Annotated in this window: 18 protein-coding genes and 3 pseudogenes; 16 read left to right on the top strand and 5 right to left on the bottom strand. The window is 37.5% G+C overall.

The window, feature by feature from the left end:
- Window positions 1-55: 55 nt before the first annotated feature.
- From N4G44_RS03280 to N4G44_RS03215, 14 genes are all read left to right on the top strand, one after another.
- Complete coding sequence (locus N4G44_RS03280; protein WP_474924601.1) at window positions 56-556, top strand: M15 family metallopeptidase; 501 nt, start codon at window positions 56-58, stop codon at window positions 554-556.
- 189 nt (window positions 557-745) lie between these two features.
- Window positions 746-1,675: a patatin-like phospholipase family protein gene (locus N4G44_RS03275; protein WP_474924600.1), complete on the top strand. Its 930-nt coding sequence runs from the start codon at window positions 746-748 to the stop codon at window positions 1,673-1,675.
- 338 nt (window positions 1,676-2,013) lie between these two features.
- Complete coding sequence (locus tag N4G44_RS03270) at window positions 2,014-2,184, top strand: hypothetical protein (RefSeq protein WP_474924599.1); 171 nt, start codon at window positions 2,014-2,016, stop codon at window positions 2,182-2,184.
- A 228-nt stretch (window positions 2,185-2,412) separates the two neighbouring features.
- Window positions 2,413-3,042, top strand: a complete 630-nt coding sequence (locus N4G44_RS03265; protein WP_474924598.1) for a leucine-rich repeat domain-containing protein — start codon at window positions 2,413-2,415, stop codon at window positions 3,040-3,042.
- A gap of 7 nt (window positions 3,043-3,049) precedes the next feature.
- A complete protein-coding gene (locus N4G44_RS03260) occupies window positions 3,050-3,277 on the top strand; it encodes a hypothetical protein (RefSeq protein ID WP_474924597.1) in 228 nt (75 codons plus the stop codon).
- Window positions 3,268-4,407 (top strand): leucine-rich repeat domain-containing protein, encoded by a 1,140-nt coding sequence (locus N4G44_RS03255; protein ID WP_474924596.1) that lies wholly within the window; start codon window positions 3,268-3,270, stop codon window positions 4,405-4,407. Before N4G44_RS03260 ends, N4G44_RS03255 begins: the two co-directional genes overlap by 10 nt.
- Window positions 4,408-4,424: 17 nt before the next feature.
- On the top strand, window positions 4,425-6,722 hold the full coding sequence (locus N4G44_RS03250; RefSeq protein ID WP_474924595.1) for a hypothetical protein: 2,298 nt from the start codon (window positions 4,425-4,427) through the stop codon (window positions 6,720-6,722).
- A gap of 24 nt (window positions 6,723-6,746) precedes the next feature.
- Window positions 6,747-10,466, top strand: a complete 3,720-nt coding sequence (locus tag N4G44_RS03245) for a hypothetical protein (protein ID WP_474924594.1) — start codon at window positions 6,747-6,749, stop codon at window positions 10,464-10,466.
- A 57-nt stretch (window positions 10,467-10,523) separates the two neighbouring features.
- Window positions 10,524-11,564: a hypothetical protein gene (locus N4G44_RS03240; protein ID WP_474924593.1), complete on the top strand. Its 1,041-nt coding sequence runs from the start codon at window positions 10,524-10,526 to the stop codon at window positions 11,562-11,564.
- Entirely contained in the window at window positions 11,561-11,833 is a 273-nt protein-coding gene (locus N4G44_RS03235) for a hypothetical protein (protein ID WP_474924592.1), read from the top strand. The genes N4G44_RS03240 and N4G44_RS03235 overlap by 4 nt, the downstream gene beginning before the upstream one ends.
- Window positions 11,834-11,852: 19 nt before the next feature.
- Window positions 11,853-12,356, top strand: a complete 504-nt coding sequence (locus N4G44_RS03230) for a hypothetical protein (RefSeq protein ID WP_474924591.1) — start codon at window positions 11,853-11,855, stop codon at window positions 12,354-12,356.
- A 157-nt stretch (window positions 12,357-12,513) separates the two neighbouring features.
- Window positions 12,514-13,434 carry a helix-turn-helix transcriptional regulator gene (locus N4G44_RS03225; protein WP_040993314.1) on the top strand — a complete coding sequence of 307 codons (921 nt, stop codon included), beginning with the start codon at window positions 12,514-12,516 and terminating at the stop codon, window positions 13,432-13,434.
- Between the two features lie 55 nt (window positions 13,435-13,489).
- Window positions 13,490-14,116, top strand: coding sequence for an energy transducer TonB (locus tag N4G44_RS03220; RefSeq protein ID WP_474924590.1), 627 nt, complete (start codon window positions 13,490-13,492; stop codon window positions 14,114-14,116).
- Between the two features lies 1 nt (window position 14,117).
- A complete protein-coding gene (locus N4G44_RS03215; RefSeq protein WP_048501355.1) occupies window positions 14,118-14,549 on the top strand; it encodes a nucleoside deaminase in 432 nt (143 codons plus the stop codon).
- A 5-nt stretch (window positions 14,550-14,554) separates the two neighbouring features.
- On the opposite strand, the gene N4G44_RS03210 is transcribed toward N4G44_RS03215, so the two are convergent.
- Both N4G44_RS03210 and N4G44_RS03205 read right to left on the bottom strand, forming a co-directional pair.
- The gene (locus tag N4G44_RS03210) at window positions 14,555-15,097 is read right to left on the bottom strand and encodes a GNAT family N-acetyltransferase (protein WP_474924589.1); all 543 of its coding nucleotides are present in this window, start codon (window positions 15,095-15,097) and stop codon (window positions 14,555-14,557) included.
- Between the two features lie 9 nt (window positions 15,098-15,106).
- A pseudogene (locus N4G44_RS03205) lies at window positions 15,107-15,864 on the bottom strand (type III pantothenate kinase).
- Window positions 15,865-16,019: 155 nt separating this feature from the next.
- Here N4G44_RS03205 and N4G44_RS03200 point away from each other — a divergent pair.
- Window positions 16,020-16,880 carry a M23 family metallopeptidase gene (locus N4G44_RS03200; protein WP_474924588.1) on the top strand — a complete coding sequence of 287 codons (861 nt, stop codon included), beginning with the start codon at window positions 16,020-16,022 and terminating at the stop codon, window positions 16,878-16,880.
- A gap of 69 nt (window positions 16,881-16,949) precedes the next feature.
- Window positions 16,950-17,411: a hypothetical protein gene (locus tag N4G44_RS03195; RefSeq protein ID WP_474924587.1), complete on the top strand. Its 462-nt coding sequence runs from the start codon at window positions 16,950-16,952 to the stop codon at window positions 17,409-17,411.
- Between the two features lie 247 nt (window positions 17,412-17,658).
- On the opposite strand, the pseudogene N4G44_RS03190 reads toward N4G44_RS03195, so the two are convergent.
- From N4G44_RS03190 to N4G44_RS03180, 3 genes and pseudogenes are all read right to left on the bottom strand, one after another.
- Window positions 17,659-19,496 (bottom strand): annotated as a pseudogene (locus N4G44_RS03190) (M1 family metallopeptidase).
- A 155-nt stretch (window positions 19,497-19,651) separates the two neighbouring features.
- Window positions 19,652-20,131 carry a DUF1572 domain-containing protein gene (locus tag N4G44_RS03185; protein WP_474924586.1) on the bottom strand — a complete coding sequence of 160 codons (480 nt, stop codon included), beginning with the start codon at window positions 20,129-20,131 and terminating at the stop codon, window positions 19,652-19,654.
- Window positions 20,132-20,330: 199 nt separating this feature from the next.
- A pseudogene (locus N4G44_RS03180) lies at window positions 20,331-22,020 on the bottom strand (DUF6909 family protein).
- Window positions 22,021-22,086 lie beyond the last annotated feature (66 nt).

The following is a 22,086-nucleotide window of genomic DNA, read 5'->3' as shown; positions in this document are numbered from 1 at the left end:
TCAAGTTTCGTCGTCCTTAGCCTATACTTTTGTTTCATAATAAAAATAATGAATCATGGATAAAGTAACGTCAGACAGAATAAACAAGCTGCATCCTTCTGTAAGAGATGAAGTAAAGCAAATTATCAAAGAATGTGATGAAGCCCTTACGGGAAGAGCCAAAGTAAGAATTACGCAAGGCCTTAGATCTTTCGAGGAGCAGGAGAAATTATATGCCATCGGAAGAATTACTTCCGGAAAGAAAGTGACCAATGCCAAAGCCGGCCAAAGCATCCATAATTACGGACTTGCCGTTGATATCTGCCTGATGATCGACGGAAAGGTGGCAAGCTGGGACACCGCCAAAGACTGGGATAATGATCAGGTAGCCGACTGGTACGAATGTGTAAAAATTTTCGCACGACACGGCTGGGACTGGGGCGGAAACTGGAAGACCTTCAAAGACCTTCCCCACTTTGAAAAAAAGAATATCCAGACTAAAAAAGGACTGGTAAAAACGAATTGGAGAACACTATCCAAATTACCAAGAGATCAACAAAATTATATTCTATTTTAATTCCCTTTTATTTGAAAATAATTATAATACGACAAGTTCTGTCGCTTCCCCGGCCTACCTTTGTTTTATAAGAAAATGTTAGTTAACTGAGCTCTCAACACTAAAACCAGCATCCGCCCTTAAAGGCAGAAAGTTGGTTTTAGTTGTCTCAGGACGTTAGTTTTTTCTTTTAAAACCAACAAACATCACATGAAAAAGACAACCATTCTTTCTTTGGACGGGGGCGGAATAAGGGGTATTATCACCTGCATTATTCTCCGCTACATAGAAGAGCAGCTTCAGTATCATGATAATCCGGGGGCAAAACTCGGCGATTATTTTGATCTGGTTGCAGGAAGCAGTACAGGAGGACTTATTGCTTCTATTATTCTGTGTCCCGATGAACACCGGAAAGCGAAATATTCTATCCAGAAGGGATTGGAATTATACGCTGAAAAGGGAGGCGACATATTTCAGGTTTCTTTTTGGGAAAAGCTCATCAATCCGTTTGGTTTGATTAATGAAAAAATTCCCCAGGAAGCTTTGGAAAAAAATTTGAATGACTTTTTTGGAAATTTAGAACTTAAAGAATTTATAAAACCATGTTTAATAACCAGTTATGACATTGAAAACAGAAGAGCGAAGATTTTTAATTCCTGGGAAGCCAATTTAAGTACAGATAACTTTTACGTAAAAGACATCTGCAGGGCAACCTCAGCTGCTCCTACTTATTTCAGCCCTGTACAGATCAAATCCATGTATGGACAGATTTTCAGTCTCATCGACGGAGGTATGTTTGCCAATAATCCTGCTTTATGTGCTTATGCAGAAGCCCGAAAAATTCCTTTTGCAGAGGTATTAAAAAACCATCAGAAAGCGAATCATCCGGGTGTGAACGATATGATCATCGTTTCTATCGGAACAGGAATTGAATCCAGACCGTATTCTTTCAGAAAACTGCAAAAATCAGGTAAAATAGGCTGGGTAAACCCGATTATTGATATATTGATGTCTGCCAATGCAGAAACCGTAGATTATCAGCTGTGCCAGATGTTTCAGACATTAGGGCAGAGAAATCAGAAGAATTATTACCGTTTGAATCCCTCTTTAAAAATGCATCTCCCGGTATGGACAATGTAAGGAGATCAAATATTGAAAATCTAATTCAGGCAGGACTGAGTTATATTGATGATAACCGGGAAATCCTGAATCAGATTGTACAGAAACTGATTAAAAACAAAATATAAGCTTTTTACCTTATAAAGGACCCATATAAGCTAAATCGCTAATAGTTTAAAAAATGTAAAAGTTTTTAAAACACGTCAAGTTTTGTCGTCTTCTCCTGCTACTTTTGGAGTATAAACAAAGACACAAAAAAACAATCATAAAAATTTAAAAAGCCTTTGAATTCAACATTTATCAATGCTGGACAGCCAGAAATATGTTTAAAATATAACCTCAACTTTAAAACACAACCCATGGAAGCACCAAACCACAATCCAGATATACTTATCGATGAAGACCTCTATACCATTGAATGGAGCGATATCGAAAATGCTGAGATGGACTATGAAAACTATCTCAATGACATTGAAAGTTTCTTCCGCGAAGATTTCGAAACCGAAATTTCTGAAGAAAATATATACTAAATAAATTGTAACACGACGAGTTCTGACGCTGTCCGGAATTATCTTTGAAACACCAAATCAAGACACCCGACAACTCCCAATAATTATTCAAAACACCTTTGAAGCCATCATTCACGAAATGCCGGACAGCCAGAACTATGTCTGAAAATCTGTAACAACTATGAAAAAATAACCACTTCAAATTATAACCTATTTATTAACCAAAAAAAACATAATCACAGTTTTATTATGAAAACAAAAGAAGAGCTAAGGCTCTACTTCGAAAATGGAGATCATCCTACACAGGAACACTTCTGGGAATGGCAGGATTCTTACTGGCATAAGGATGAGAAACTAAGCAATAAAGCCTTGGGCTTAATCATTTCCCAGGAGTTTACGTATTTACCCACCGACAGTAAAGAAATTACCGGCAATGATAATATTATAGTATTCCCTGAGGGTATTAAGATTATTGGAGGTTTTAAATTTTCTTTAACCGCACAGAATCGTATTACAAAAATTCAGTTTCCTCAGTCTCTTGAAAGAATTAGAGCAAATGCCTTTAGTAATCAATATCTGAAGTCTATAAAAATTCCGGAATCATGTAAAGTTATTGAATCCTTTGCATTCTACAGCGGAGTTACCGATATATCGGAACTGATATTGGAAAATGGTGTAGAAACCATTGGAGACAGCGCATTTCAGTTTCCATTAAATAAGAGCTTAACCGATCTGTCTATTCCCAGATCAGTAAAAACAGTAGGGCAAAACGCATTCAATATTCCATCCCTAAAAACTGTATCTGCACCAGACGGACTAGATTTGAGTAGTGCCGGAATCCCTGAAACAGCAACAATCCTACGCTATGTAGATTTATAACAATCCTATGAAAACAAAAGAAGAACTAAGGCTGTACTTCGAAGATGGAGACAAGCCTACACAAGAACATTTCTGGAGCTGGCAGGACTCTTACTGGCACAAAAATGAAAAAATCGACATGAATAAGATTGCCGGCTTGGAAGATGGTTTGCCGAATCCCAATTATATCTATGCAGATGTAAATGATGAAGGCACAGCCTCTTTAGAATCTTATTTAGAAAAAAGATGTTTATAAAGTCCGGCACTTTACATATCCCAAATAATTTTGCTTACAATATGTCCATAACGGAAATATTCATTCCTGATAGTGTTCAAAGTGTCGGAACTGGAGCTTTTTCCTATAACTTATTGAAATCTTTGACCATTCCAAATAATATTACAGATATTGGGGATAATGCTTTTCAAAGCAACAGAATCAGTTCATTAAATATCTCCGAAAACATGAAGGAGATCAAACCATGGACTTTCCATGATAATAAGCTAACCTCAATAGAAATTCCCGAAAATATTATAAGTATCGGAGCAGGAGCTTTTCGGAACAATGAGCTGACCTCGGCAAAGATTTCTGAGAAAATTACCGCAATTGAAAGAGAAACTTTCCAATACAATAAGCTAAAAGAAATAGGAATTCCTAAAAGTGTTACCAGTATCGGAGATTATGCATTCCAGAATAATGAGCTGGTTTCAGTAGATCTACCCGGCGATATAACGGACATTGGAGCCTATGCATTTCAAAACAATAAACTGGAATCTGTTACCATTCCTCGCAATGTTACAATTATTAACGAATCCGTTTTTGCAGATAATCTTCTGGCTTGGGTAAGCATCCCTGAAAACGTAACGAGTATCAGAGACAGTGCATTCCGGAATAACCAGTTAACAGCAGTAGATATTCCTGGAAATATCACAAATATTGACCGTCTTGTTTTTGCAGATAATCATCTGGATTACATAAGAATTCCGGATAATGTAACCAATATTGACTATGCTTCTTTCCAGAATAACCAGTTGAAATCCGTAGAAATTCCCGGTGCTGTAGTAAGTATTCAGCCTTATGCATTTCAAAATAATCTGCTGGACTCTGTAAGAATTCCGGAAAATGTCAAAGTGATCAAAGAATCTGTTTTTGCAGATAATCTTCTCACTTCTGTAGAAATCCATGGAAGTGTGACTGAAATTCAAGCCAATGCTTTCAGGAACAATAAGCTTACCTCCATAAACATTCCGGACAGTGTCTATTACATTAATCCGTATGCCTTTATGGGTAATCAGTTATCAAATGTCTCTTTAGGTGAAATGACAGGATATTATCGGTCTTCCTTTGATCCCAATGTAGAAGTAAACGGTGGATATCTGCTAGGCTAAAACAAAATTTAAATAAAATGAAAACAAAACAAGAATTAAAACAATTTTTTGAGAACGGAGATATTCCTAACCAGGAACAGTTCTGGGAGTGGCAGGATTCTTACTGGCACAAGGATGAGAAAATCCCTTCAGAGAAATTAAATTATGATTTCTCCCAAAAAGCAGATGCCAATGCATCCAATATAAGCCCGCAAAATGCCCAGCTTTGGAAAGATAAAATTGAGACGCAAACCTCAATTCAGAATCCACAACTGAATGGAAATATTCTGACCATATTTTATACCGGAGAAAATGGTGTTCAACAAAGTAAAAACGTTGATCTAAGCGGATTAGTAACCAATGATATAAGCATTCGGAGTGCCGAATATGATGCTTCCCAGAATATCATTACGATTACTCAGAGTGACGGATCTTCATTTGCAATCAATCTTTCTGAATTTAGCATTATACCGGCCACAAATGTTGATGGAAGCGTTTCCCTAGTTCAGGAAGGTGTCGAAAAAGTGAAAATTCATAAAGTAGGTATTTCAGGCAGCTATAATGATCTTAGCGACAAGCCGGTTTTTGCCGGAAATGACACGTTACAATCTGTGATAGACAGAGGTAATTCGTCTACCAAAGCTATCGTTTTTAATCCTGATCAAGGCAGGGCCGGAGAGTTGAATTTTAATAAGGTTCTTTACTCTCATTATTTTGGGAATATTAATCAATCGCAGACCGGTTACTACAATATGTCTATTGGTTACAATGCTTTACCAAAAGTAACTACAGGTGAAAATAATATAGCACTCGGTTCTTATTCACTCTCTGAGTTAACGACTGGTCTATGGAACACAGCAGTGGGTATATCAAGTGGTTCTAAATTAACTACAGGTGGATATAACGTATTTATTGGTACATCAGCAGGTGAGAATGTAACGACGAGTTCGCAAAACACAATGATTGGCGATGAATCAGGAAACAGGACTACCACAGGATTCAAGAATACTTTTTTAGGCTTGGGAGCGGGGTATTCCAATATTACAGGTAATCTTAATACATTGGTAGGCTGGAAAGCCAATAACCAGTCAAATCTGGGTGACAGAAATATTATGATTGGGGTTTCTGCCGGTTCAGGCGTTACAGGCAATAATAACGTTTTGATCGGTACAGGAGCAGGATTAAATGATGGAGCAATCGGGAATAAATTAATTATCCATGGTAACCAAACATTAACGGGATATTCGAATACCGCTGATGGAAGTTTTGGAAGTTTCCAGCAAGGTCAATTAAACAGAGCTTTAATCACGGGTGATTTCGTAGAACGTTGGGTGAGAATGAATACCGGATTTCTACAGATTGGGACACCTGCTTCAAACGCTGATGATATCACTATAACACCTACAGCGGGGATAACGGCAGCAAAACTATATACCCCTGCAAGTAATAACGACTATGTGCAGCGCGGCTGGATATTTAACAATTATTATAATCAGGGCCAAATTAATTCATTACTGGGCAGGACTTACCGTGTAATGGGTTCCGTTGCTAATTTTGGAGCCTTACCTACCACGGGTCAAACAGTAGGTGATGTCTGGAATTTACTTGATACAGGTGAAAACTATGTATGGGTTGATAACTTGAATAATACTTATGTCCCTGGCTGGGATAAGCTTTCCGGAGTGGTTGATGTAAACGGATTTATTCCATTAGGCGGAACAAATCCAGGACAACTCATTACTGGAGATCTTCACCTGAAGGAGAGTGTTAATTTTATCAATTACGTTAATGCTTCCTATAATTCCAGATTCGCTCTGGAAGATGGTGGTTTTGGATTTACTGGTACCGGAGGTTCATCAGATACCTTTTCCTTAATTGTTTCTCAGGCAATGGAATTGAATTTCACATCAAGTTTTGCCGGTTCAAAAGGTATAACAAGTGAGGTTTATTATGGCAATAATTATGATGACAACTCTTTTATTCAAAAAAGATATGCCGATAAGCAGCATTCTTATACCCGTGATGAAGAATTAACTGGTGGAACCTGGATCAATGGCAAGCCTGTCTACAAAAAAACCCTGTATTTAGACCAGATTCCGAGAACCGGAGAGATTGATCTCAGATCCGAATTCCCAGGCCTTGAAACTATTATTTCCAACGAAATGTTCACAGAATGGTATGCCCTGGATACCGCGTTTGCAGGCAACCAATGGCGATCAAAGATCTACATCACTGTAGAAAGGGATAAGGCTACAATTGAATTCTTGGATCAACCGGATTATGATTATTCTGTCATTAATTCATTCACCCTAACCCTTGAATACACAAAAAAATAACAATCATTAAAACAAAATATTAAAATGGCAACAAACAACAAAAACAACGCATCACAAACTCTTTTCAGATTTGTAAGCTTAAGAAACCCCCAATTAACTGAAACTAAAAAACAGAATCTTGGTTTTATCCACAGACCTGCCGATATGGCAAGCGCATTTGATACAGCAGTAAACCCCGGCGATACGGCATTAATAAAATTCCAGGCATTGGAACGTGCCGCAAAGTCATTTACCACTACCGGATATGATTCTGAACTTCAGATTGAAGAAAGCTCTCTTTCTGAAGCCCTTAAAATCGGAAGAAAAATCGCCAAAAACGAAACAATCTCCGCTGCTGATGAGAATACAGCTAAAAACCTTTACAACAGCAGTGCTATCCAGGATAAAATGGGACAGGTATGGGATAACCTGATGTACCAGACCGTAACACAGAAAAACTTCTATGTTAAAGAAGCCTTGGTTCATATCCTGAAAGCTCTTCATTTCGGATATGTATGTGATCTTCCTGTAACTCCTGAATTAACAAAAATCAACGGTGACGATTTAAAAGCCAAAGCCCTTGAAGCCAGAGTAGTTCTTCCTATGAAATTTTTCGGAGACGGATATGAAGGTGAAACTTCAGTAACCCCAACCGGACAGCCGTTCACTGTGGCTAGATCTGCTGTTGGAGGGCAGGATGCAATCAATACCACAAGTACACCTCTTTCCGTTCCTGCAAAAGAACAGCTTAAGGCTGAAGGAGAAAAGATTCTTGAATTGACCAATCTTAATTTTGAAAAAGACAGCTTAAACACGCTTAAGGTTGAGCTTGAAAAATTGCAGAAAATCTATCAGAAAGCCAGAAGTAAGGCTTATGATGCAGCCTACAAGGAATATCTTGCAGCCAACGGACCTGAGCTTGACAGATACAGAGAGCGTTTGAAAGAAATCGAATCCCAGATCACAGAAGGAATGACAGAAGCGGAAATCAATGCCCTGTATGCAGGTCTTGAAGAGCCCAATATCCCACCTTTTGTTTTCACCTACAAAAATGAGATCAATTTCGGGGATTTCACATCACTGCTTTCATTAGATTCACTGAAAATCTTCGTTGACAAATTTACTGCAAGCAATGGCGTAAAACCAGAGGACGGCTTTGATTTCAGCAGCATTAAAGTTATTTCCGACAAGGAATTACAATTAGGAGAAGCTATTGTATACATCACTGATGAATATGACACTTATCCTGAAGTATTTGAAAAAATTGAAGAAGAACATTCCGCCAAAGCTCAGGCATTGTTCCAGAAGACTCCGGTTCAGGAACAGAAATTTGCAAGTTTAGGAGGAATTTTGGTTCCGGTAACAGATTCTTTCACTCAATATGCCTCCAAGGTAACTCCAAGATCATATTATTTAAAGGCAACTCCGCAGGGAAGTATTTATTCAGGTAGTGCCGCTTATCTTACATTCTACTATCAGGCAGAAAGTTCGGCCTGGGGTATGGCTTCTGCTAAACTCTCCATTATTTCAGACGTAGGAAATTTTGAAGAAAGCTTTACGAATATTGAGCCGGTAGATAACAAAGTGACATTAGCTTCCGTAATGGTAGGCAAATTCAGCAAATACATCCGTAATGTTAAAATTAAAATTTATTTCAATAACGGTAAAGAGGCCTCACTGGATCTTTCCGGAATAGAACCGAACAGTGCATATACTGATATTCTGTATGTGGAAGATATCAAGGATGAAACAGGCTCCGGCGGAGAAAATCCTCAACCCGGAACATTTATACCCAAACATTTCGGTGTAAAAAGATTAGGTATTGCAGATTATCTTAAAGTAGAACAAAGTGTTCACGCCTACGTTCCCGGAGAAGTCTCCAATATTGAAAACGTAATGGCCAGCGAACTTCGTCATAAGTCTTCCGTAGCAAGGGATTATTCTGAAGTTATAGACACTACTTCAGAATCTGTTGAAACAGAAAAAATTTCAGATACTACAAAAACTGAAAGAAATGAAATGCAGAGTGAAGTTGCCAAGGAATTGGAAAGAGAACAGAACATCACTGCCAACACCAAATTCACTTATGACACTAAAGTATACAAATTTGAGATCGGAGGAAGCTACGCCAACAATACTTCCCAGCACGACAGTACAAAACAGGCTGTAACCAAATCTCAGGAGATCACCGAACGTGCTATGGAGCGTGTTCTTACCAAGATCAATAAAGAACGTGTACAGAAGATCATTAAGGAATTTACGGAAACCAACGTTCATGAATTCGACAACAGAGGCCAGGCCAGCCAGGAAAATCCTCAGCACATCACCGGAGTATACAGATGGGTAGATAAGAAAATGAAAAACCAGATCTACAACTACGGTAAGCGTACTATGTTTGAATTCATGATCCCGGAACCGGCAAGACTTCATACCCTTGCAACTGCAGTTTCCAGAACGGATACGCTGACCGCTCCTATTGATCCTAGAAAAGCAGAAAAGCCATGGAATATGGCCAGCGCTCAGGTAGCTTCCAAAGACCAGATTGAATATTGGGCAAACATTTATAATGTGAAACTTACCGAACTTGCAAAATCCCCTATCAATCTTATCCTTGGTAAACAATGGGAAAAAGTGGACGGTAACGAAGAATACAGACACAGAACCATTGATATTCCTGTCAACTACGAAGCAAGCAGTGTAAAAATGTTCTATGGCTTCGAAAGAGACAGAAGAGGAACAAGTACTTTATACACCAGCAACTTTGCCGGAGGAATGGTTCCTTTCTCAAATGGTGGAACTTCAATTGATGCTACCGCTTATTTCACTCCTCAGAACGTAACAGGATCTTATGATTTCGTTTACAAATGTTTCAATATTGATTCTGTAAATATTGCATTTGAGATTACCTGTACACTTTCACAGGCATATATGAAATCCTGGATCCAGGAAAACTTTACAGCGATCATTAAAGCTTATGAAGACGCTTATGCCATCTTTATGGAAAAACAGAAGGAGCTGGAAGATAAAGCGAAAGCAGAGGAAGAAGCAAACAAAGATAAACTGGGCAACTTCTACCGTGAAATGGAAGCTGTAATTCTAAAGCACAATTGTATTGCCTATCTGCTTCAGGATTATCTTACAACGCTTGGACAATCTTTTACTTCAGGAAGCCAGATGAGCGACTTTAAAGTAATTCTAAGTGAAAACCTTGAACAATATACTGCATTGGCAAAATTCATGGAACAGGCATTCGAATGGAGCATCATGGATTATACTTTCTACCCGTACTACTGGGCAGACAGAAAAAGATGGCAGGAGATGTACCTTACACAAAGTACAGACCCATTATTCAGAAACTTCCTTCAGGCCGGTATGGCAAGAGTAATCGTGACAGTGAAGCCCGGTTTTGAAGACGCTGTACAGTTCTTCATGAGCACAGGAAAAATCTGGAACGGAGGTGAAGTACCGGTTATCGGAGATCCTTTATACATGTCTATTGTAGATGAATTGAGACAACCAACCGGTGAACCTCAGGGTAAATACTGGATCACAAGAATTCCTACTACCTTAACAATTCTGCAGGCGCAGTCTGTAGGTCTGGAAGTAGAAGATGCCCTTCCTATTTTCAAGGAAGATGATCCGAAAAACTGTGAAAACCCAAGAGAACTGGAAAATGTAAGTGCTTTCAAGCTCGCTAACACACAGCTTCAGCATGGGGGAGACACCTCAACTTTACCTAAGGAACTGACCACAATTTTTAAATAATTCAAAATTGGCGGTTGTAAAAGACCGCCATTTTTTTAACCAATTAAATTAAAAATCATGTATAATTATACACCAATAGGGGTCTATGCCGCGAAATCTTTTGCGGATGAAAAAAGAGAAGATAGAAAAAGCAAAAGTTTTTTTGATGATGAACTCTTTATTAACCCAACAGAATTAAATACCGTAAAAACATTATACCAAATCAGGAATGCGAATTTTTACAAGAAAAAAATTACAAATAATTATCAGATTAATATTTTCCCAAAGGAAAGGGTTTTTATCGCAGGAAAAATTTTTCCTGTTATCAATTTAATATTTAAAGAAACAACGAATTTATATAATGCCTCGAATATTACGTTGAGGAACTGGAAAAGTAATGATCCTATATTTGATTCTAAAATTCATAATAAACAATATATTAGTGTAGACAACGATAATCTGATGATTCTGCTGCCTATTTCTTATTCAGGTATCAACTTCCCTGAACTTATGCTAGATTTTTTAACTAACGGAATGAAAACCAAGCATACCATTGGAGGAGAATTTCCTGATTATTCTACTTATAAACTAGCATTGCGTGAACAGGCAATTGATATAAAAAACTGGAAAGGACAGGATGGTTGCTGGCTTACTAAACATCGGGATAATAATAGTGAAGAATGGAGACGTGGATATTCTTACATTATTGAACATAAAATTAAAGGGAGACTAGCTCCATTCGCTCAGATTTATAAATTCTATGATTGTGTTGACTGGTATATTACAAATGTTTACAAACATGAAGTAAAATGGTGCAAAGGAGCGAAAAAACTCGTTGCTGCTTTAGCATCAAGTAACATATATGTTGGAGGTCTTGAAGGAGGTTCTAATGTAATTGATAATGGGATTGAAACTATCTTAAATGAATTAAATCTGGGTATTTGTGATTATGCAATTGGGAAATTTCATGAACTCATATATGGAAAGTATGCTAAAACCCCATTAAAAAATGATAATGCATACAATTGGGATGTAGAATTTATTACTTACGAGCAAGGAACTGTAGCCCCCCAATCTATAAAAAAACAAATCCTGAAACGATACGGATATTCCAGATGATGTCTGACAAAGATGGTTTAGACAGCAGTAATGGAATTAGTATGCAGGGAGCCGGATCCTGGAAATTAAACAAAGTTACTCCTGCGTTTGATGACTTTACCCCAAAAGCAAAAGTAACAGACGATCAATTTAGAATCGACCTCCCTTTACTGATGCTTTATTTGGATAAACATAAGCCAAAATGGAGTGGTTTTAAGCAAAATTTGAATTCTGACGGAACTGTAAATGCAGAAATCAAAAAAATTATAAAACCTTTTGTAATTACTTAAAATGGTATAAGTTAGCAATATGAAAAAAAACAGATTTACATTATATTTAAAAATTTGGACCCTTCATATTATTGCTTACTATTTAATTTTTGGATTCATTTTAGAATCCCTGGAACAGTGGTATAGAGAATGGCCTGTAGATTGGGAGTTTATAGGTAAAATAATTTTAAGCCCTTTGGGTGGTATTCTGGGGTGGATTGATGGATTCCCGATGTATTTTATTTTATCTGTAGTTATTTTTTTAGTAATAGAAACATTTGAAAAATCAAATACATTTTATTCATATATTATTGCTGTTTTTTTCTCATATATTCCCGTTAAATACTTTATATATTTTAATAGAGGTTTTCCTTTCAATATAGTATTGCGATCAAATCAAAAAGAAGAATCTCTGGAAGTTAATTTACTGTACGCAATTGTACCGGCTCTTCTTATAAGCAGTATTTCTGTTTATTTGTTGCTTAAAAAAAATAGCACATCCAAAAAGTTTATTACATTTTTTGATAAAGAACATTTTAACTAATCAGTAAGTCGTAGAATACTACGGCTTACTGTTTTTTCTTACAAAAATTAAATAGAAAAAAATAAAACACGACACGTTTTGTCGCATTAAGCCTATATATTTGTCATATAAAATTTTACCATGAACGCAGTGAAAAGCTGCATAAAAATACAGACGAATGAAAAAAGATTTTTATTTGACAAGGTATGCCTTAATTATCAAAAGATTAGAAAGTTCTCCGGCTACCTATTCCCAGCTGGAGGACTATCTTTTAAACTCTTTCGAATTCCAGGATGCCGGGATCAAGAGCTACTCTATTCGTACCTTGCAGAGGGATATCCGCGAGATTTCCGATCTTTTTAACCTTTCTATTCACAACAAGAAAAAGGGAGATAACCGATATTATATTGAAAGCCGCCCCATCATGGAAGTGGATGAATACAACCAGAAACTGCTGGAATCTTTCCAGGTAAGCAACGCACTGAATCTTCATCCTGACTTTTCAGATTTTATATTTTTTGAAAGCAGGAAACCTACCGGCATAGAACATTTTTATGATCTTTTCTTTGCCATCCGTAACAAGAGAGTCGTAAGTTTTGAACACTACAACTACAAAAATAAAGTGATGACCTCACGAAAAGTGCATCCGCTGGCTTTAAAAGAATCTAAGGACAGATGGTACCTGATTGCCATAGATACCAAGGATAAGACCTTAAAGTCATTTGGTTTAGATAGGGTCAATTATCTGGATGTAAGCAACAGCAAATTCCGTGAAAAATACAATTATAACTTCAGGGAGCATTTCAAAAATGCTTTTGGAGTGATGAATCTTGCAGAGCAAAATCCTCAGAAGATCATTATGAAGTGCAGCAGACACCAGGGAGAATACATCAGAAGCTTTCCATTACACCAGTCTCAGAAAGAAACCAAAGAAACACCGGAAGAAATCTATTTCGAGTTCTTCCTCCATCCTACTTACGATTTTATGCAGGAAATTCTATCTTACGGAAAAGAAGTGACCGTCTTAGAACCGAAATGTTTAGTTGATGATATCCGCACCCATCTTCAGGAATCTCTGAACCGCTATTTGGAAAGCTGATATCAATTGATACAAAGCTGATGTTTTTTGATTATATTTACATAAATATACCCCTTTGAAAACTTTATTCTTTAGCCTGTTCTGTCTCACTTTTTCGTTTTGCTTCTCACAGCAGAAGGAAGAGTTCCGGCAGGTTAAGGCTTACTATAACCAGCACAGGAGTATGCTGAATACGGAGTTTAAAAAGAAATTTGATGCAGAGCCCGATTCCTTTAAAAAAGCCAGTATAAAACTCGATTTCATGCTCTTCATGAGGAAGATGGACAGCATTGAAAATGTAGCCATGATAGGTACCTTACTAAAAGTGAGAAACCTTGAAGACCTGCAGTCCTTGAAGAGCAGCAAAGGCAAATCAGAAAGCAATACTGAAAAAGAGGCCGTTTTTGATAAATCTGCAGATTATCCCGGCGGATTCAATACATTAAGACAGGAAGTTGCCAATCTTTTTTATACCGGAGGCGTTAATACTGAAGCAAAAACGGTAAAAACCAATGTCGTTTTCATTGTTGAAAAAGACGGCAGCATCAGTAATGTACACGCGCAGGGAGACAACTTTACATTCAACAGGCAGGCAGAGATTGCCCTGTATTCAGTTTCAGAAAAATTTTCTCCGGCCGTTGTTAAAGGATATCCCGTAAGATATTACCTGAGACTTCCTTTAACTTTAACTATTGAAGACTAAAATGTTTACTGACGAATACTATATGAAAATGGCACTCCAGGAAGCAGAAGCCGCCCTGGAAAAAGATGAGGTCCCAATCGGATGTGTAGTGGTTTCCAATAACCGGATTATTGCCAGAGCCCATAATCTCACAGAAACCTTGAATGATGTGACGGCCCATGCAGAAATGCAGGCTATTACTTCCGCAGCTAATTTCCTTGGAGGAAAATACCTCATCAACTGCACCCTTTATGTAACCATGGAACCTTGTGTAATGTGCTCGGGAGCTCTTTCCTGGTCACAAATCTCTAAAGTGGTGATTGGCGCCAGAGATGAGCAGAGAGGATTTATTAACAAGCATCTTTCTTTACATCCGAAAACCGAACTGGTAACAGGAGTAATGGAAAACGAGTGCTCATCCATCGTGAAAGAATTCTTTAAAAGTAAGAGATAGTTAAATCATTTCTTCTTTTTTAAAACAGAATACATCATTACATCAAAATATTCCTCCCCCTTTTTGACATGCTGCTTTAAAAGGGCTTCCCGCTCCATCCCTATTTTTTCCATAATTCTTCCGGATGCGGGATTCTGAAGGAAATAGGTAGCATAAATTTTATTGAGCTGCAACTCCTGAAACCCAAAACCGATCAGTGCTGTGGCGGCTTCTGTAACATATCCTTTGTTCCAGAAAGGCTTTCCCATCCAGTAACCCAGCTCAGCTTTGTCATCTTCCCTGTCGTGAAGGCCTATAGCGCCTAAAATTCTGCCTTCCTTATCACGGACTGCAAAGGTATATCCGGTATTATCCTCAAAAGATTTCCGTGACATTTCAAGCCAGAATTCGGCATGCTCCCGGGTATAAGGGTAAGGAATATTGGAGGTAAGATCAGAGAAAACTTTATCCTGCAGATATTCGGTTACAAAAGGAATATCTTCTTCCTGCAGCTGCGAGAGAATCAGTCTTTCTGTTTCAATTACCGGAAATTCTTTTAATGCTCTCATGATATAGTTTTATAAATCTTTCCCTAAGAAATAAAGTCCTTTAAGGGTATGCAGCCTGTCCATCACATGAATTTTTTCCGTAAGGGGCTTATAAACATGGGAAACGCCACCAGTAGCCACTACAAAACATTCATCATTCACCTCATCGTTGATGCGGTCTATAAACCCTTCCACCATTCCCAGAAATCCATACACCATACCACTTTGCATGCAGGTTACCGTATCCAGACCCAGTACGGATTTTGGTTTTTTCAGTTCAATATCAGGAAGCTGGGCTGTCTGGCTGATCAGTGAATTTAAAGAGGTTACAATTCCGGGAGCGATAATTACTCCTAATGTTTCTCCGGATTCCGTTACACAGCTTGCTGTAAGGGCTGTCCCAAAATCGATGACGATCTTTTTCCTGTTTGGGTAAAGATTGTGCGCCGCAACCAGATTGGCATAAATATCGGTCCCCATCTGTTTGGATTTTGCCTGGACCCCAGAAGGTGTAGATCTGTCTACAATTACCGGCTGGATACCGTGGATTTTTTGATCGCTGAACTGATGACTTTAGTAAGCTGAGGCACTACCGATCCTATAATTACTTTACTGATATCTTCCGGCTCTACTTTGTAGGTCTGGTAAAGCATGAGAATCTGCACATACAGCTCATCTACCGTTCTGTATGGTTTTGTATTGATGACCCATGAAATATCACAGTTGTCTCCGTTAAAAAGTCCGAATCTGATATTGCTGTTCCCTACGTTGATTACAATTGAATTCATTTATTTTTTAAGCTAATCTGGGTTAAAAAACAGTTGTAAAAATAAGGCTTTATCCTTAAAAATAAACAATATCTATATGATTTAGCTCAAAGTATATTTTTGTTGTTTTTATAAAATAACTTTATCATTGCAAAATCAATTTAAAATCACATTGAATGAAAAGAACGATCAACCTTATACTATTTGTACAATTTACATTGATTTTTGCACAGAAGCCGGCAAAAATATATTTGGAACAAAAGAAGGATGTAGTGTCCTATTATGTAGATAATGAAGACATTTATCCCATTTCGCTCTCATTCCCGCAACAGCCTGAAGTTGTCAATATGAAAATTCCTGAAAAGTTTAAACTTATTCAGGTAATACCCCCTCAATCCAAAAAGCACAGAATTGCTTATTTTGTAATTGATAACAAGAAAAAAGGTTGGAAAATCGGCAAAATACCGAACTATTATACATTGATTGGAGATGCCACTTTGAAAACCTATGATTCGGATTATATATATGACCTTCCTTTTCAAAAAGGAAAATCTTTTAAGGTCTATCAGGGTTATAACGGAACTTTTTCCCATCAAAACGAAAACTCATTAGATTTCGTAATGCCTGAAGGAACTGAAATTACCGCTGCAAGGGATGGCAAAGTGATCGAAGCTGTTCAGACTAATAACAAAGGCTGTCCTACTATTGATTGTGCTAACTTAGCTAATTATGTTTCTATTTTACATTCTGATGGGTCTATTGCCCAATATTATCATTTAAAACAAAATGGAGTTAAGGTAAATATCGGAGACATCATCAAAAAAGGTGATGTGATTGCATTAAGTGGCAATACAGGCTGGACAAACGGACCTCATCTGCATTTTGTCTGCTATCTACCGGACTTTACAAGCCCAAAACAAAAGAACACCATTAAGACTCTTTTCAAAACAGGGAATGGAAGCAAAACCGAATACATAGAAGAGAAAAAAATTATACAAAAGAATATTAGCTTTTCTCAGAGTTATACAAGGAAATAACCGAACAGTATTTAAAAAATTGGAAACATTTAATTATCTTTAAATCTAAAATATTTTTATCCTGTTTCCATGAGAAAATTGATCTTCATAGTACTCTTCTGTATTGGCCTGAATACTTCTGCACAAACCGGAAATCAGGTAAAAGAACTGTTCCTGAAAATAAAAAAAGACGCAAAGATTGACCGGAACGATACAGCCGTTTACGACATCATGGATGAATTTTACAATAAAAACCTTCAGGCTGAAAATGATGAAATGACTCCTGAAACCATTCAGAGAATAGAGAAACTGGCATCTAATCCTGAAACGAAGAATCTCCATATCTTATTGCTTTTCCTGATGTATCAGCAGCATATCAGCCGGACTTCCATGGTGGGTAAAGCACCGGATACAGAGTTTCAAACTGAAGCTATGACCCTTCTGGAGAATGAAAGCCGCGAAATTTACGGAAAGGTTCCAGCTATTATTTACGTTTATAAAGCAGAAGCCCTGGACGGAGCGAAAAAAAGGATGAAGCCAGAACTGTTTTAGATCAGGGGCTGAAAGAATATCCCGACTCTGTTCCTTTAAAAGTATACCGCTACCTCAACACAAAAGATGAGGTTTTAAGAAATGATCTTGTAAAGAATCATCCTAACCACTGGATGGTGCAGCAGTTTGGAATTAAATAATCAATGGTGAATAGTGAATTTGCTTCGCAAGTAAATTCTTCCAATAAATAGCAATAATAATCCCACAGAGCTTTTCTGTGGGATTAATTATTTATCGTATGGTTGTGTTATTTTACTTCCACAACATTATCCTCAATATTGACATCGGCCATTCTCTGGCTGAAATCTATTCCTAAAACAGACAGCTGAGCTTTGGTGTAAGGAATTGTAAGTGTATATTCCTTTTGGGTCCATGGCCAGTAAGGTATCGTCTTAAAATCTCCGTAGATATCTTTTTCCTTCCACGTGTGAGTCATATTCAAAGGAATCTGATAAGTTACTATCTTTTTATCTGCTGTCATTACATTGAAATCGATCGGCATCGGAACCTGTCCTTTATTGACCAGAGTGATGGTTGTAGATTTGGCCTCATACTTCACATCTTTGATTCCGTAATCAATAGTTTTTGTAGTGTTGATCCAGTAATTCTGGAACCATTTCAGATCCATCCCTGAAACTTTCTGAGCAATGTGAAGGAAATCCCTGTCCGATGGGTGCTTCATATGCCACTGGTCATAATATTGTTTCAAGGTTTCTGAAAGATTCTGCTCACCCATAATATAACCCAGCTGTACAAGGTATAATTCTCCTTTTACATAAGAAGCATAAGTATAAGAAGTGCCGTTATCGTGGTGGTCACCTAGCCAAACGGCTGGTTCTTCAATTCCTTTTTAACAAAATTCCTGTAAGCGTTCACCGTATTGGCAAAAGGATTCGGAAGCTCTTCAGGAAACAGCTGGTACATTACATATCCTTCTGCATAGCTGGTAAACCCTTCGTCCATCCATGGGCGCACCGATTCATTGGTTGCCAGCATCTGCTGATACCAGGAGTGGGCACCTTCGTGGGCCATTAGACCCATCAAACCTTTTATATCTTTGGCTTCACCGAGGATCATGGTACACATTCCGTATTCCATACCGCCATCACCACCCTGGATGAATGCATAGGTCGGATATACATATTTTCCGAAATGGCTGTTCATGATCTGGAAATATTTGGTAACGTAAGGCTGGGCTTCTTCCCAAACTTTTGTTTTGTCATTATTCTGGTAAACAAAGAATACTTTCGGGCCTTCCGGAACATCAAAACTTTTTACGACATAATCCCTGTCTGCACTCCATGCAAAATCCAGTATATTTTTAGCAGTCCATTTCCAGATTGCTTTTTTACTTTTATCCACTTTAATATTAGCTGAGGAATCATACCCTTTTACTTCTGCAGGGTTTTCAAGGATTCCTCCGGCTCCGATTATATAATCTTTATTGATTTTAATGGTCACATCAAAATCCGAGAACGGCGCATGAAACTCTCTTCCGATATAATCGAATGTCGCCCAGCCGTCATAATCGTATTCTGCAATTTTCGGGTACCATTGCGTCATGGTCATATCCACTCCTTCCTTATTGTTCCTTCCGCTTCGTCTGATCTGCTGAGGTATCACAGCATCCCAGTCCATGGTAAAGGTCGTTGTGGAATTAGGTTGAATAGGTTCTGCCAGATACACTTTCATGATAGTTTCCTGAATCTCAAACTTCAGATCCTTCCCATTCTGTTTGATCCAATGGATATTTTGGGCACCTTCCTGATCTTTCGGAATGGAAGCCAATCTTGAAACCCCATCTTTCTGTAATCTGGAATCTCCGTTTTTTCCCTGGCCGGCCACTCTCTGATCCATCATTGAATTAGGCTTAAAGGCATTCCAGTAAAGATGAAAATACACCACATTCAGCACATCCGGCGAGTTGTTGGTATATTCTAAAGTCTGGTTTCCCTGGTAGGTAAATTTTTCAGCATTAACATCAATGTCCATCTTGTATTTCGCAGCCTGCTGATAATAAGCTCCCTGCTGAGCCTGAAATTGTGAAATGATAAACGCAAAAAGGATTGCAGCCGATTTTCTCATTTAAAATTTATTTTTTTTAAAGGTAGGTAATTTATATAAAACCTTCAAATGTGGAGTTATTCTGAAGGGTTTCTGTGGTATATTAGTAGTTTAGATGGATTTTAATTCTTGTTGTTAAAAGTATTTTTTTGAGATACTATTTTTTGTGCGCCGGATCATTGTTTTAAATTTGACTTCAATAGTTTTTTGATCAAAGTAATCTGTCCTAAATGATAATAGCTGTGTTCAATCATTCCATCGATGTTTCTGAGATAAGTACCATATTTTTCATCTACAAAAACCTCATTCAGCTTATCGTCAGGGAGCTCTTCAACTAAAACGGCAAATTTTTCTGCATCCGTCCATAGTTTATTTAAAAGCTCTTCCCATTGTTCTGCAGATTCAATGGGCGGAAGATCGAAACTGAACTTGTCTTTTATCTCGAGAGCGCCGCCTTCCAATACATTGACGATTCCTGCTATATAATAATCTATATGAAATGTAAGCATGGCGATGGTATTTAAAGAATCTACTTTCGTTATTGCCTGCTCCCAGGTTACATCTGAAAGCTGGTCTTTAAAATTGGTATTGGCAATCCATAAACCGTCAAGTATAACTTCTCTGAATCTTTTGGCTAATTGTGATGGTGAGCTCATTGTTTTAATTTTCTTAAAGATAATATTTTTTCTCCCGTTGATTTTGATGTAGATTGTTTTGCCACGAATACACAAATTTTAATTGACATCTACATTATTCTATATAAATAAGTATTTGTGAAAATTCGGGTATTCGGGGCAAAAAAAACCTTCAAAGTTTTAAAAACCTTGAAGGATTATATTCTTTATAATTTAAAAATTATTTTTTGGCCGGAATTTCTTTCTTTCCGCTCTGTAAAATCTTTTCAAGGATTCTCAGAGTGATCAGATAGGTAGGTTTTACTCCTGTAAGCCCCAAACCTCCTGAAGAAAGTGTACTTCCTGTTTCCAAAGGATTATCCGAAGCATAGTAAGCATACATCACGAACAGATCCGGTGAAATGTGGTGTCTGATCTTGGAAGCTACCTGAATCGCTTTCTGGTAATGTGCTCCTTCCATTTCAAGACCAATGGCTTTCCAGGAAGTGTTCATGAAATAAGAAAGGATATCCCTGTTTTGAAGTGATGTTCCTAAAACGGTAATCATCGGGCCTTCAAAAGCTTTTAACTCGTTATCTTTAAAGTCTTCAAGCTTCAAAGCATTTTCAAATGGATAATTGTCTGCGGTTCCTTCAAAGATATGGGAGGTAGGGATCATAATATCTCCTTTTCCTCCGGCAAGAATTCCTGCTTTCCCCATGATGGAAACAGATTTTACCTTCATCATATAAACTTCCCCTTATGTTCGTAAGGTCTCAGCAACTCGTCCATTACTTCATAGGCCTGCTCTCCGAAAGCATAGTCGAAAACCATGATAACATCATCGCCGCTATATTTTATACCACTGAACGGGGTATTTTTAAGATCTGTTTTGCTTAAATCAATGATCTGAACATCAATATTACTTCCGCTCTTATCATTAATATAAATCATGCCTTCTTCCAAAGCATATTTGGAAACTTTATCACGAAGCTCTTTTTTATCGGAAATATCTCCGTAAAGTTTATAGTCTACTTCTTTGTGGTCTTTTCTCTTTAAGGCATCATTTCCGTACAGCATATTTTTCACGGAGTGCATGTTTGCAGAAATAATATGCAGAGGTCTCATGTGAAGATCGTTTTCAAATAAAACTTCTTTCACTTTGTTGGCCCATTTTTCACCAAAATAGTGATGCCCTACTCTTTCCTTTAATATAGCACTGAAATGAATTTCTCTTTCTCTCGTTTGCTTTGCATCTTCTAAACTTACTTTACCTAAGTTGTAGATGATCTTGAATAAACGGTCAGGATTATTATCGTCCCCGAAAGAATTATAAGCGTTCAGGGTTTCTTCAAAAGTTCTTCCTATTAAAGAAGATAAATGGATCAAAGCAACCTCTTTTTCTTTTCTGCTGAATTTTTTTCACCTTTTACTACTTCTTCAATAATTTTAAAAGCACGTGTCGGCTTCCAGTTTTCATCCTGAATGAAAGCCAGATTCCTTACTTTATCCGCTTCTATAAATAAAAAGGTTAAGTGAGTAAGAATGTCATAAATTTCAGAACGTCCCAAAAGAACTTCAATATTCATCTGGTGTTCGTCTATCCTGTAACAGTTTCTTCTTCTCTTTTTAGGTACAATAGGTTCGAAACTTCCTTTATCAAAACCCTCATCTGATGTAAGATGAATAAAAGCACATTCCTCAATTCCTTCCGGAAGTCTGTCTAAAACATACATCAAACCATTCAATTCCATTTTGTTGGGAATATTCATGGTACCATAAATCTCTGGATTGATCGTCTTCAACAAACTTCTGATACTTTCTCCTGAAACACCGGCAGGTTTAAAAAAACCTCTGTAAAAGAGGTGTCTCATAGAAATATACAATCTTTCAATTGCTTCCGTTGTTTCTCTAGCTCTAGAATTTGTCATAAAATAAATTTCACACAAATATACAAAATCTCCGCTCAACTTATTTTAAGTATCTTTTAACAAGCA

Source organism: Chryseobacterium sp. GTID13 (assembly GCF_056172655.1).
The sequence above is the reverse complement of the archived record's forward strand: the minus strand, read 5'-3'. Positions and strand labels throughout refer to the sequence as shown.